The 12,964-nt window shown below is 70.6% G+C and carries 9 protein-coding genes; 6 read left to right on the top strand and 3 right to left on the bottom strand.

The genetic code is table 11. The features are described from left to right. Nucleotides 1-97 precede the first annotated feature (97 nt). Both PCA_RS15790 and PCA_RS15795 read left to right on the top strand, forming a co-directional pair. Nucleotides 98-979: an EamA family transporter gene (locus PCA_RS15790; protein ID WP_181303565.1), complete on the top strand. Its 882-nt coding sequence runs from the start codon at nucleotides 98-100 to the stop codon at nucleotides 977-979. A 76-nt stretch (nucleotides 980-1,055) separates the two neighbouring features. Next, nucleotides 1,056-2,180 (top strand): sterol desaturase family protein, encoded by a 1,125-nt coding sequence (locus tag PCA_RS15795; RefSeq protein WP_181303566.1) that lies wholly within the window; start codon nucleotides 1,056-1,058, stop codon nucleotides 2,178-2,180. A gap of 1 nt (nucleotide 2,181) precedes the next feature. Here PCA_RS15795 and PCA_RS15800 read toward each other — a convergent pair whose 3' ends face one another. Further along, nucleotides 2,182-3,135 (bottom strand): pyridoxal-phosphate dependent enzyme, encoded by a 954-nt coding sequence (locus PCA_RS15800; RefSeq protein ID WP_181303567.1) that lies wholly within the window; start codon nucleotides 3,133-3,135, stop codon nucleotides 2,182-2,184. Next, the gene (locus PCA_RS15805; protein WP_181303568.1) at nucleotides 3,132-4,130 is read right to left on the bottom strand and encodes an aldose epimerase; all 999 of its coding nucleotides are present in this window, start codon (nucleotides 4,128-4,130) and stop codon (nucleotides 3,132-3,134) included. Before PCA_RS15805 ends, PCA_RS15800 begins: the two co-directional genes overlap by 4 nt. A gap of 78 nt (nucleotides 4,131-4,208) precedes the next feature. On the opposite strand from PCA_RS15805, the gene pepN reads away from it, so the two are divergent. Further along, complete coding sequence (pepN, locus tag PCA_RS15810; RefSeq protein ID WP_181303569.1) at nucleotides 4,209-6,854, top strand: aminopeptidase N; 2,646 nt, start codon at nucleotides 4,209-4,211, stop codon at nucleotides 6,852-6,854. 159 nt (nucleotides 6,855-7,013) lie between these two features. Here pepN and PCA_RS15815 read toward each other — a convergent pair whose 3' ends face one another. Beyond that, nucleotides 7,014-7,199 (bottom strand): hypothetical protein, encoded by a 186-nt coding sequence (locus PCA_RS15815; RefSeq protein WP_181303570.1) that lies wholly within the window; start codon nucleotides 7,197-7,199, stop codon nucleotides 7,014-7,016. A 565-nt stretch (nucleotides 7,200-7,764) separates the two neighbouring features. On the opposite strand from PCA_RS15815, the gene mnmG reads away from it, so the two are divergent. The 3 genes from mnmG to PCA_RS15830 all read left to right on the top strand — a co-directional run. After that, the gene (gene mnmG / locus PCA_RS15820; RefSeq protein ID WP_181303571.1) at nucleotides 7,765-9,639 is read left to right on the top strand and encodes a tRNA uridine-5-carboxymethylaminomethyl(34) synthesis enzyme MnmG; all 1,875 of its coding nucleotides are present in this window, start codon (nucleotides 7,765-7,767) and stop codon (nucleotides 9,637-9,639) included. A gap of 80 nt (nucleotides 9,640-9,719) precedes the next feature. Beyond that, the gene (locus PCA_RS15825; RefSeq protein WP_181303572.1) at nucleotides 9,720-10,526 is read left to right on the top strand and encodes an RDD family protein; all 807 of its coding nucleotides are present in this window, start codon (nucleotides 9,720-9,722) and stop codon (nucleotides 10,524-10,526) included. 193 nt (nucleotides 10,527-10,719) lie between these two features. Continuing rightward, nucleotides 10,720-12,964 (top strand): Tex family protein (locus PCA_RS15830; protein WP_181303573.1); only part of this gene is annotated, 2,245 nt, incomplete at its 3' end.

The following is a 12,964-nucleotide window of genomic DNA, read 5'->3' on the forward strand; positions in this document are numbered from 1 at the left end:
GGATGTTCCGGCGTGGCGCGCTGGGCGCGGGTCTACAGTGAACGCCTGCAGGGTTGCCGAGGCAATACACTCGCGGCTTTCCCACTGCGAGTCGCCCATGCCTGCATCGTCCCCTTCGTCGCGCGGCGCCGTGCTGGCGCTGCTGGCCACGATAGGCCTGTGGGCCTACAGCTGGGTGGTGATGAAGCAGGTGCTGGCGTACGCGGGGCCGTTCGATTTCGCCGCGCTGCGCTACCTGCTGGGCGCGGCGGTGCTGCTGGCCGCGTTGCTGCTGACGCGGCAGTCGCTGAAGCCGCCGCCGCTGCTGCCCACGATACTGATCGGCCTGTGCCAGACCGCGGCGTTCCAGGGGCTGGAGCAATGGGCGCTGGTGGACGGCGGCGCGGGCCACGTGGCGCTGCTGGCCTACACCATGCCGTTCTGGGCGGTGCTGCTGGCGTGGCTGATCCTGCACGAACGGCCGCTGCCCCGGCACTGGGCCGGGCTGGCGCTGGCGGGGGTGGGCCTGGTCTGCATCATCGAGCCGTGGCGGGGACTGGGGAGTGCGCGGAGCACGGTGCTGGCGATCGCCGGCGGCGTGACCTGGGCGGCCGGCACGGTGCTGAGCAAGCGGCTGTTCCGGCGCCATGCGGTGTCCGCGCTGAGCCTCACCGCATGGCAGATGCTGGCCGGCGGCGTGGCGCTGGGCATCGTGGCGCTGGCGGTGCCGCAGCGGAACATCGAGTGGAGCCCCGCGTTCCTGACCGGCCTCGCCTACAGCGTGCTGATGGCGTCCAGCCTGGCGTGGTGGCTGTGGTCCATCGTGCTGCACCGCCTGCCCACCGCGGTCGCCAGCGTGAGCAGCCTGGGCGTGCCCATCGTGGGCGTGCTGCTGGCCTGGGCGATCCTGCAGGAACGGCCGCGGCCGATGGAATGGGTGGGCATGGGCTTCGTGCTGCTGGGCCTGTGCGCGGTGAGCGGCCTGCGCCTGCGGCGCTGAACGCGCGCGACCGCGTTCAGCGCGGCGGCGCGACCGCAGCGATATCATGCGCGGGTCGTTCCCCACTCGTACGCCAATGCTTTCCCTGCCCCAACTGTGGTCCCACCTCGTCGACTGGCTGAGCAGCCATGCCGTGGCGCCCGCGCTGGACCTGCTGCACCTGGGCCAGCTTTCCGGCGATCCGCGCGACATCGCCGCCTCGCTGCTGATCGCGGCGCTGCAGATCGGCATCATCGGCTTCATCTTCCGCCCGCTGGAAACCTTCTTCCCCGCGGAAAAGTGGGGCGACCGCAAGCTCACCCTGGTGGACCGCAACTACACGGTGATGATGCTGATGGGCATCTTCCCGCTGTTCACCTACCTGATCCTGATGCCGTTCAGCCACCTGTTCGGCGGCGCCGACGCGGCCACGTCGAGCACCGGCTCGCCGCTGGCGATCACGCACTGGGCGCCGTGGTTCAACGACCACCCCTACGTGCTGTTCGGCGTGTACTACGTGATCTACGACTTCACGTACTACTGGATGCACCGCACCCAGCACGCGCTGCCGTGGTGGTGGGCGCTGCACAGCATGCACCACAGCACGCGGCAGATGAGCTGCTGGACGAACGACCGCGGCAACCTGATCGACGGCTTCATCCAGTCGATGATCCTCGCCGTGGTGGGGCTGGCGATGGGCGTGGACCCCGACCAGTTCGCGTGGCTGATGCTGCTGGGCGAACTGGTGCAGAACCTGTCGCACACCAACACGCGGCTGGGCTTCGGCCGGCTGTTCGAGCGGCTGTTCGTGGACCCGAAGTTCCACCGCCTGCACCACATGCTGGTGGACCCCGAGCGCCCCAGCCTGCACAACTGCAATTTCGGCCAGGTGCTGTCGATCTGGGACGTGATCTTCGGCACCGCGCTGTACGGCGAGCCGCCGCGCCCCACCGGCGTGGGCGATCCGGTGGTGGATGCGGACAACAACTACGGCCTGCTCGGCCTGCACTGGGCCTCGACCAAGCGTTTCCTGTGCACGGTGCGCCGGCTGGATGGCTGGAAGCCGGGCGAGGTGGCGTTCGATCCGGTCACGCTGCGCCCGGTGCCGGTGGACAAGCTCGACCTGCACGCGCTGGCGCAGCATCTGCCGGGCAATGGCGGCGCACCCGCGGAAAGTGCGGCAACGCGCGTGGACGGCATCGAGGAATCCGCGACCGCCTGAGTCAGGCGGACCAGGGCAGCGCGGCCAGATCGACGTTGCCGCCGGTCAGCACCAGGCCCACGCGGCGTCCGGCAAAACGTTCCCGCGCCTTCAGCACGGCGGCGAACACGGTGGCGCTGGACACCTCCACCACCTGCTTCAGCTCGGACCACAGCAGGCGCATCGCGGCAATGGTTTCCGCGTCGCTCACCGTGACCACTTCCACGCGGTGCGCGCGCAAGGCTTCGAGATTCGGTTCGCCCACCAGGGCGCGCAGGCCGTCGCAGACCGTATCCGGCAGCACGCTGGTGATGCGTCGATCCGCAGCCAGCGAGCGCGCCGCATCGTCGGCGCCGGCCGGCTCGGCGCCGAACAGCGCCAGCGCGGGACGCAGTCCGTGCGCGGCGATCGCCACGCCGCTGGCGAGGCCGCCGCCGCCCACTGGGGTGATCAGCGCATCCAGCTCCGGTGCCTGCCGCAGCAGTTCCAGCGCGATCGTGCCCTGCCCCGCCATCACCCGCGCATCGGCATAGGGATGCACCAACGCGGCGCCGGTCTGCGCCTGCACCTCGGCGCACTTCGCCTCGCGCGCCGCCTGCGTGGACGCGCAGCGATGCAACGTGCCGCCCGCGCGCACGATGGCGTCGAGCTTGGCCTGCACCGCACCCTCGGGCACCACCACGTGCGCCGCGATGCCGCGGGTGGCGGCGGCCAGCGCCAGCGCGTTGCCGTGGTTGCCGGACGAGTGCGTGACCACGCCGCGCGCGGCTTCCTCATCGGATAGCGACCACACCGCGTTGCAGGCGCCGCGGAACTTGAATGCGCCGCCGCGCTGCAGGTTCTCGCACTTGAAATGCAGTTCGGCGCCGGCCAATGCATCCAGCGCCGCGCTGCGCAGCACCGGCGTCACCGTGGCGTGCGGCGCGATGCGCGCCGCGGCGTCGCGCACCGCGGCCAGGTCGGGCAACGCGCTCATGCCGCGACGATCTGCACGCCACAGCGGTAGCGCCGCTCCGCGCCCGGCTCCAGCCGGATCGCCTCCGCGCATTCGGGCCGGTTGAACGCGTTCGCCATGCATTCCATCGGTTCCAGCGCGATCGCGCGGCGCACGTCGCGGCTGATCGTGTCGGAGGTGAAGGCGTGCATCAGGCCGTGTTCCTGCCACACCACCAGGGCGCGGCCGCTGGCCGGATCGCGCAGGTGCGTGCGGATGCGGCCATCCGCATCGGCCTGCAGGTCGGTGTAGCCCTGGTCGATGATGCGGTCGCCGATCACGCGCGGCTCGCGGAAATCCAGCGCCGGCGCGTCGTCCAGCGCCACGTAGGCGGCGGCGCCCGGCAACGCGATCAGGTCGGCGCCGGTGCGCACCAGCGTCTCGGCGGGAATCGCCAGCTCCCAGCCGTCCACGGTGGCGTCGGCCAGCCGGAAATAGGGATGCCAGCCGAAGAAGCACGGTGCCGCGCGGTCGCCCACGTTGCGCATCGCCACGTCCAGCGTGAGGCCGGCGGCATCCAGCGTGAACGTCACCGTCAGGTCGATGGAGCATGGGTAACCCGGCTGCGGGCGGATGGCCTGCGTGGCCAGCGCCACCTGCGCCTGCCGCTCGTCCGCGGCGAGCGCGGCCAGTTCGAACGTGGTGCCGCGCACGAAGCCGTGGCGGCTGGCCCGCGCCTCGCCGGCCACGCCGGGCTGCAGGTCCTGCGGCTGGCCGTCCCAGCTGTAGCGCGCATCGGCGATACGGCCGGCGAACGGCACCATGATCGCGAAGCGCGAGCCGGAGTGTGCAGCGACTTCGGCGGCATCGCGGTAGCCGTCGGCGTAGTCGTGCCAGGCGTCGCCCTCCTTCGCCTCCAGGTTCAGCAGCGCGGCGCCGCAGCGGGCGATGCGCACCCGGCGCCCGGCCACGGCATCCTCCAGATCCACCACGGGCTGGGTGCCCAGCATGGCTTCGGCGGCATGGAAACGCGTCATCGGCAGGCTCCGGTTGAAGGCGGGGAAGGGACCCCGCATGTTAGCCTGATCCATTCCCGCACCCGATGTCCCGCCCACATGAACGCACGCCCAGAAGCCGCCAGCCAGCCGATCCGCCTCGCCGACTACCGGGCGCCCGCCTGGCGGGTGGAACGCGTGGAGCTGGACTTCGACCTGGGCATCGACGCGACCGAAGTGAGCGCGAAACTGCTGCTGCGCCGCGACCCCGCGCAGGACGAACCGCTGCGCCTCGACGGCGAGGAACTGGAACTGCTGTCCATCGCGCTGGACGGCCAGCCGTTGCCGGCCTCGGCGTATCGCCACATCCCCGGCGGCCTCGAAGTGGACGGCGCCCGCGACGGCAGCGTGCTGGAGACGCGGGTGCGCCTGCATCCCGCCGCGAACACCGCGCTGGAGGGCCTGTACCTTTCCGGCCCGCGCGAAAGCGGCTTCCTGCTCACGCAGTGCGAGGCGCAGGGCTTCCGCCATATCACCTGGTTCCCGGACCGCCCCGACGTGCAGTCCATCTACACCGTGACCCTGCGCGCCGACCGCGCGCGCTTCCCGGTGCTGCTGGCCGGCGGCAATCCGGACGGCGCCGGCGAGCTCGACGGCGGCCGCCACTGGGCGCGCTTCGCCGACCCGCACCCCAGGCCCAGCTACCTGTTCGCCCTGGTCGCGGGCCGGCTGGAGAAGATCGAGCGCGATTACCGCACCGCCGACGGCCGCGACGTGCAGCTGAAGATCTGGGCCGAGGCCGACGCCATCGGCCGCTGCGACTACGCCATGGACGCGCTGCAGCGCTCGATGCGCTGGGACGAGCAGGCCTACGGCCGCAACTACGACCTCGACGTGTTCCACGTGGTCGCCACCCACGACTTCAACATGGGCGCGATGGAGAACAAGGGGCTCAACATCTTCAACGCGAAGTGCCTGCTCGCCGATCCCGACTCCAGCACCGACGACGAATACCGTCGCGTGGAATCGGTGATCGCGCACGAGTACTTCCACAACTGGAGCGGCAACCGCGTCACCTGCCGCGACTGGTTCCAGCTGAGCCTCAAGGAAGGCTTCACCGTGTTCCGCGACCAGAGCTTCTCGGCCGACATGAACTCGGCCCCGCTGAAGCGCATCGAGGACGTCTCCCTGCTGCGCCGCGCGCAGTTCCCCGAAGACGCCGGCCCGCTGGCGCACCCGGTGCGCCCGGCGGAATACAGCGAGATCAACAATTTCTACACCGCGACCGTGTACGAGAAAGGCGCCGAGCTGGTGCGCATGCTGGCGGGGCGACTGGGCGCGGCAGGCTTCCGCCGCGGCACCGACCTGTACTTCTCGCGCAACGACGGCCGTGCCGCCACCCTCGAGGATTTCCTCGCCGCGCTGGGCGAGGCCAACGGCATCGACCTCACGCCCTACCTCGCCTGGTACGGCCAGGCGGGAACGCCGCGGCTCAAGGCGCGCGGCGCCTACGACGCCGCGCGCCGCGAATACGTGCTCACGCTGTCGCAGCACACGCCGGCGAGCCACGACCAGTCCCGCAAGCAGCCGCTGCCGATCCCGGTGAAGCTGGCGCTGTTCGGCGCCGATGGCCGCATGCTGCCGCTGCACCTGGACGGCCAGGCCGTCGGCACCGAAGCCGTGGTCGTGCTCGACGAGACCGAGCAGGACTTCGTGTTCCGCGACGTGGCCGAACACCCGGTGCCCTCGCTGCTGCGCGGCTTCTCTGCGCCGGTCGCCCTGGAATGCGACTACACGCCTGCCGAGCTTGCCCTGCTGCTGACCCACGATCCCGACGGCTTCAACCGCTGGGAAGCCGGCCAGCAGCTCGCCCTGCGCGCATACGACGCGCTGCGCGACGGCGCCGGCCCGCGGGCCGTCGACACCTGGTGCGACGCGCTGGCCGGCTTGTTCGACGACGCGCGCCTCGATGCCGCCCTGCTCGCCGACCTGCTCACGCCGCCCGGCGAGATCGAACTGGCCGAACGCGAGTCGACGGTGGACCCTGCGCGCATCCACGCGCTGCGCCAGCAATTGCAGCAGCAGCTGGCCACGCGCATCGGCGGCGCCCGGCTGGAGGCCCGCTACCGGGCGCTTGCGGCGCAGGCCACCGCCGCGCTGGACGCGGCCAGCCAGGCGAGCCGGCGCCTGAAACAACGCGTGCTGCAGCTGCTGGCGCTGGTCGATCCGGCCGGCGCCAGCGAGCACGCCGCCGTCCAGTACCGCGACGCCCCCGGCATGACCGACCGCCTGGGCGCGCTGGCCGTGCTCGCGCTGCACGACGCGACGCGCAGCGCCGGGCCGCTGGCGCATTACCGCAGCCGCTACGCGAACGATCCGCTGGCGCTGGACAAGTGGTTCGCGCTGCAGGCGCAGTTGCCTGGCGAGGGCGCACTGGCCCGCGTGCAGGCGCTGGAAGCCGACCCTGCCTTCACCCTGAAGAATCCGAACCGTGCCCGCGCCGTGCTCGGCACGTTCGCCAGCGGCAACCCCACCGGCTTCCACCGCACCGACGGCGCCAGCTACCGCATGTATGCCGAGCGCCTGCTGGCGCTGGACGCGCTGAACCCGCAGATCGCCGCCCGCCTGGCGACCGTGTTCAACGGCTGGCAGCGGCTGGAACCGCAGCGCCGCGAGGCGGCCCGCGCCGCGCTGGCCGGGCTGGCCGGCCGCGACGGCTTGTCGCGCAACCTCACCGAGATCCTGGGCAACATGCTCAAGGCCTGAGCGCCGGCCCGGGCCGGCGGCGCATCAGCCGGGCCGCGAAGCGATCCGTGCTTGGGGCGCCGGGTAGCCGGCGCCGTTGCCACCGGTTCGGTGCACCGCTCCCCGGCGGCGCGCCGAACCCATCCCGCCGCGGAAGGAGGCATCCTTCCCGGACGGGCTTCAGACCGGCAGGCTGTTCAGCGCGGTGCGCAGCCGCACCATGCGCGACTCCAGCCGCGGCTGCAGCATGGTGCGCTCGTTCTCGTCGCGCTCCTGCAGGGTGTCGATCGCCATCTCGATCCGGCCGATCTCGATCAGCAGGTCGTGGTGCGGGAAGAATTTCTCGAAATCGATGTTGATGCCCATGACGCCACCTCCAGGGTTTTCCGTTTGCAGGAGGGAATGCATGGGCCATGCCAGAGTGTGATATACATCACACGTCCATTCCGGCGGCTCGCCGAAACTGACACGGTGCGTCAGCTGCTGCCATGGATCGGCAGAAAGTTCCGTTTCAGTCACCGCATGTTCACACACAGGCGGCGAATATCGCCCCACGGTCTGGTCGGAAAACGGTCAGGCTCGCCAGATTTCACGGTTTCTGGCGCCCGGCAACACGGTCATCCTGGATTCCCCCTGTTCCTGAGACCGCCGGGCGCCAGATCTAAACAAGAGACCCCGCACGTGTGCGGGGTCTCTTCGTTTCCGGCGCCCGCCAACCCGGCGCGCGCAAAAAATGACGGCGCCCCGAAGGGCGCCGTCCTGCTTCCTTCCACGGCACGCGATCAGGCCCCTGTCCTCCCGATCTCGGCGCGTCGTCCTGCGCGGCCGCTGCCCATGAAAGTGCAGGACGGGTAATGCAGTTTGCATGCCAAGACCCCACGATAGCCCCGCGCAGTACCATGTCCCTCCCGTTTCCGGCCGGTTCGCCACGATGCTCCACCCCACCCGCTACGACGTGATCGTGATCGGCGGCGGCCATGCCGGCACCGAGGCCGCGCTGGCTGCCGCGCGCACCGGTGCGCGCACCCTGCTGCTCACCCACAGCATCGAGACCGTGGGCGCGATGAGCTGCAACCCGGCGATCGGCGGCATCGGCAAGGGTCACCTGGTGAAGGAGATCGATGCGCTGGGCGGCGCCATGGCGCATGCGGCAGACCTGGCCGGCATCCAGTGGCGCACCCTGAACGCCTCCAAGGGCCCGGCCGTGCGCGCCACCCGCTGCCAGGCCGACCGCGCGCTGTACCGCGCCGCGATCCGCCGCATCGTGGAAGGCCAGCCGAACCTGGACCTGTTCCAGCAGGCGGTGGACGACCTGATCCTGGAAGGCGGCCGTGCCGTCGGCGTGGTGACGCAAATGGGCGTTTCCTTCCGCGCCGGGTCCATCGTGCTCACGGCGGGCACTTTTCTCGCCGGCAAGATCCACGTCGGCCCGGCCCAGTACGCCGGCGGCCGCGCGGGCGACCCGCCGGCCAGCGCCCTGGCGCAGAAGCTGCGCGAGCTGCCGCTGGCGGCGGACCGCCTGAAGACCGGCACCCCGCCGCGCATCGACCGCCGCAGCATCGACTTCGACGGCCTGGAGGAACAGCACGGCGACGACCCGGCCCCCGTGTTCTCCTTCCTGGGTTCGCGCGACGAACACCCGCGCCAGGTCAGCTGCTGGATCACCCACACCACCGAGCGCACCCACGAGCTGATCCGCGGCGCGCTGGACCGCTCGCCGCTCTACACCGGCCAGATCGAGGGCGTGGGCCCGCGCTACTGCCCGTCCATCGAGGACAAGGTGGTGCGCTTCGCCGAAAAGGCCTCGCACCAGATCTTCATCGAGCCGGAAGGCCTGGAAACGTTCGAGATCTACCCCAACGGCATCTCCACCTCGCTGCCGTTCGACGTGCAACTGGCGCTGGTGCACTCGATCAAGGGCTTCGAGCGAGCGCACATCACCCGCCCCGGCTACGCCATCGAATACGACTACTTCGACCCGCGCGGGCTCAACCCGTGGCTGGAGACGAAGGCGATCCCGGGCCTGTATTTCGCCGGCCAGATCAACGGCACCACCGGCTACGAGGAGGCCGGCGCGCAAGGCCTGATCGCCGGCCTCAACGCGGCGCGCGGCGCGCGCGGCGAGGCGCCATGGTACCCGCGCCGGGACGAGGCCTACCTCGGCGTGCTGATCGACGACCTGACCAGCAACGGCACCATCGAGCCCTACCGCATGTTCACCTCGCGCGCCGAGTACCGGCTGCACCTGCGCGAGGACAACGCCGACCTGCGCCTCACCGAGAAGGGTTTCGAGCTGGGCGTGGTGCCGCAGCCGCGCTTCGACGCGCTGCGCGCAAAGCGCGCCGCGGTGGAACGCGAGCTGCAGCGCCTGGCCGCCGTGTGGGCCGCGCCGAACAATGCCCTGGGCGCGGCCGTCGAACGCCGGCTCGGCATCACGCTGAGCCGCGAGACCAGCGCGCTGGACCTGCTGCGCCGGCCGGAACTGGATTACGCACGGCTCACCGCGGTGGAAGGCCTGGGCCCGGCGGTGGAACACGAGTCCGTGGCCGCCCAGGTCGAGGTGCAGACCAAGTACGCGGGCTACCTGGAACGCCAGCACGAGGAGATCGCCCGGCAGCGCCGCCACGAGCAGACCGCGATCCCCGCCGGCTTCGACTACGACACGGTGCGCGGCCTCTCCGCCGAGGTGCTGCTGAAGCTCAAGCGCACCCAGCCGGCCACCCTCGGCCAGGCCGCCCGCATCAGCGGCGTCACCCCAGCCGCGATCTCGCTGCTGCTGGTGCACCTCAGGCGCCACGCCGCCTGACGGCGCATGCCATCCGGCACTCTCCATCGCACGCGCGCATGGCATCATGCGCCCATTCACCAGCGCGAGGAGTGGGGACGATGGAAATCTGGATCGGACGGAACGGCGAACGCCATGGCCCGTACAAGGAAGAGGACGTGCGGCAATGGCTGCGCAGCGGCCAGGTGAGCAGCAGCGATCTGGCATGGCACGAGGGCCTCGCCGACTGGCAGCCGCTGTCGGCCCTGTTCCCCGACGAAGCGCCGGGCGCCGCCCCGGCTGCCGCTGCCGCTTCCGCTGCCGCACCCGGCAACCCCTATTCGGCGCCGGCCGCGCCCACGCTGGACCTGCCGCAGACCACCGCAGCGGCGCTGGAAGACTACGCCGGTTTCTGGAAGCGCGTGGCGGCCTACATCATCGACGCCATCATCCTGTGGATTCCGCAGATGCTGGTCGAGTCGGTCACCGGCGCCAGCGCCGCGAAGCAGGCCATGAACGATGCGGCCAAGAGCGCCGCGGGCGACATGCAGCTCATCCACCAGGCGCAGATGCACTACTTCGCCGCCGCGTGGCCGGCCATGCTGATCGGCTTCGCGATCGCCGTGCTGTACTTCGCGATCTGCGAAAGCTCGGCCTGGCAGGGCACGGTGGGCAAGCTGGCGCTCGGCATCCGGGTCACCGACCTGGAAGGCCGCCGGATCAGCCTGGGCCGCGCCTTCGGCCGCTACTTCGCCAAGCTGCTCAGCGCCATCATCCTCGGCATCGGCTTCCTGATGGTCGCGTTCACCCAGCGCAAGCAAGGCCTGCACGACATGATCGTGGGCACCCTGGTGCTGAACGGACGCGCCAGCGAGTTCAAGGGCGCATCCACGAAGTCCGGCACCGGCAAGGGCTCGTTCAGCGCCTGATTCCGGACGGCTTGCAAGCACGGCGCCGGAGGCGATTCCGGCGCCGTTTTCTTTGCAGGAGTCGTCCACGCCCGCCACTTCATCGACGCCGCCGCTGGCGCGATATCGACATCGCTCCGGGCGACTTCCCGGAGTGCCGGCGGCCGCTTGCTATCATCGCCGGTTCGTACACCCGAAGGACACGCTTCACTCCATGCCCAGCATCGAACAACGCATTGCCCAGGACATCGCCGCCAAGACCGAACAGGTGCGCGCGGCGGTCGATCTGCTCGACGGCGGCGCCACCGTGCCGTTCATCGCGCGCTACCGCAAGGAAGTCACCGGCGGCCTCGACGACACCCAGCTGCGCACGCTGGAAGAGCGCCTGCGCTACCTGCGCGAACTGGAAGAACGCCGCGAGGCGATCCTCGCCAGCGTCGAGGAACAGGGCAAGCTGAGCGACGAGCTGAAGAACGACATCCTCGCCGCCGACACCAAGGCGCGCCTGGAAGACCTCTACCTGCCGTACAAGCCCAAGCGCCGCACCAAGGCGCAGATCGCCCGCGAGGCGGGGCTGGAGCCGCTGGCCACCGGCCTGCGCGAAGATCCCGCGCAGTCGCCCGAAGCCGTTGCCGAACGCTACGTGGATGCCGACAAGGGCGTGCCCGACGTGCGCGCCGCGCTGGACGGCGCCCGCGCGATCCTGATGGAGTCCATCGCCGAGGACGCCCACCTCGTGGGCGAGCTGCGCGACTGGCTGTGGGACAAGGGACAGATCCGCGCCAGGGTGGTGGAAGGCAAGGAGAACGAGGGCGCGAAATTCCGCGACTACTTCGACCACGTCGAAGCCATCGGCAAGATTCCCTCGCACCGCCTGCTGGCCCTGATGCGCGCACGCAACGAAGGCGTGATCGAACTCGACCTGCAGCCCGCGCTGGACGCCGAGCAGGGCCATCTCGAAGGCGAAGGTCGCGTGGCCGCGCACGCCGGCATCCACGACCGCGGCCGCGCCGCCGATGCCTGGCTGCGCGAGACCGTGCGCCTCACCTGGCGCGTGAAGCTGCACCTGCACCTCACGCTGGACCTGTTCGGCCGCGTGCGCGAAGGCGCCGAGGACGAGGCGATCCGCGTGTTCGGCGACAACCTCAAGGACCTGATGCTGGCCGCGCCGGCCGGCGCGAAGACCGTGATGGGCCTGGACCCCGGCATCCGCACCGGCTGCAAGGTCGCGGTGGTCGACGCCACCGGCAAGCTGCTCGCCACCGACACCATCTATCCGCTCGAACCGCGCCGGCAGTGGAACGAATCGCTGGCCGCACTGGCGCGGCTGTGCCAGAAGCACGGCGTGGACCTGATCGCGATCGGCAACGGCACCGCCTCGCGCGAGACCGACAAGCTGGCCGGCGAGCTGATCAAGGGCCTCGCCAAGACGCACCCGGAGCACAAGCTGTCGAAGGTCGTGGTGAGCGAGGCCGGCGCCTCGGTGTACTCCGCCTCGGAAACCGCGGCCAGGGAATTCCCCGAACTAGACGTGAGCCTGCGCGGCGCCGTTTCCATCGCACGCCGCCTGCAGGACCCGCTGGCCGAACTGGTGAAGATCGAGCCCAAGGCGATCGGCGTGGGCCAGTACCAGCACGACGTGAACCAGGTGAAGCTGGCGCGCGCGCTGGACGCCCGGGTCGAGGACTGCGTGAACGCGGTGGGCGTGGACGTGAACACCGCTTCCGCCGCCCTGCTGTCGCGCGTGGCCGGCCTGTCCGCCAGCGTGGCCGAGAACGTGGTGAAGCACCGCGACGCAAACGGCCCATTCGCCAACCGCAAGGCGCTGCTCAAGGTGCCGCGCCTCGGCGACAAGGCGTTCGAGCAGTGCGCCGGCTTCCTGCGCGTGCCGAGCGGCGACAACCCGCTGGACGTCAGCGCCGTGCACCCGGAAGCCTATCCCGTGGTGGAGCGCATCATCGCCCAGTGCGGCCGCGAGGTGCGCAACCTCATCGGCGACACGGGTTTCCTGCGCGGCCTCAAGCCCGAGCAGTACACCGACGAGAAGTTCGGCGTGCCCACCGTGCGCGACATCCTCAAGGAGCTGGAAAAGCCCGGCCGCGATCCGCGTCCCGAGTTCGTCGCGCCCAGCTTCGCCGAGGGCGTGGAGGACGTGAAGGACCTGCGTCCCGGCATGGTGCTCGAAGGCCGCGTCACCAATGTCGCCGCGTTCGGCGCCTTCGTGGACATCGGCGTGCACCAGGACGGGCTGGTCCACGTCTCCGCGCTCTCGCACACCTTCGTGAAGGACCCGCGCGACGCGGTGAAGGCCGGCGACATCGTCAAGGTCAAGGTGATGGAGGTGGACCTGCCGCGCCAGCGCATCGGCCTGTCGATGCGCCTCGACGACGAGCCGGGCCAGGCCCGCGGCAAGCCGGCCGGCGGCGACGGCCGCCCGGGCCAGCGCGACGGCCGCGGTC

Source organism: Rhodanobacter sp. PCA2, from assembly GCF_013620825.1.
Taxonomy (GTDB): domain Bacteria; phylum Pseudomonadota; class Gammaproteobacteria; order Xanthomonadales; family Rhodanobacteraceae; genus Rhodanobacter_A.

Bases quoted from the DNA above. Each gene is read 5' to 3' on its own strand.
- PCA_RS15815 (WP_181303570.1), bottom strand. From the start codon at position 7,199: ATGGGCATCAACATCGATTTCGAGAAATTCTTCCCGCACCACGACCTG.
- mnmG (WP_181303571.1), top strand. From the start codon at position 7,765: ATGCTCCACCCCACCCGCTACGACGTGATCGTGATCGGCGGCGGCCAT.
- PCA_RS15825 (WP_181303572.1), top strand. From the start codon at position 9,720: ATGGAAATCTGGATCGGACGGAACGGCGAACGCCATGGCCCGTACAAG.
- PCA_RS15800 (WP_181303567.1), bottom strand. From the start codon at position 3,135: ATGAGCGCGTTGCCCGACCTGGCCGCGGTGCGCGACGCCGCGGCGCGC.
- PCA_RS15790 (WP_181303565.1), top strand. From the start codon at position 98: ATGCCTGCATCGTCCCCTTCGTCGCGCGGCGCCGTGCTGGCGCTGCTG.
- PCA_RS15795 (WP_181303566.1), top strand. From the start codon at position 1,056: ATGCTTTCCCTGCCCCAACTGTGGTCCCACCTCGTCGACTGGCTGAGC.
- PCA_RS15805 (WP_181303568.1), bottom strand. From the start codon at position 4,130: ATGACGCGTTTCCATGCCGCCGAAGCCATGCTGGGCACCCAGCCCGTG.
- pepN (WP_181303569.1), top strand. From the start codon at position 4,209: ATGAACGCACGCCCAGAAGCCGCCAGCCAGCCGATCCGCCTCGCCGAC.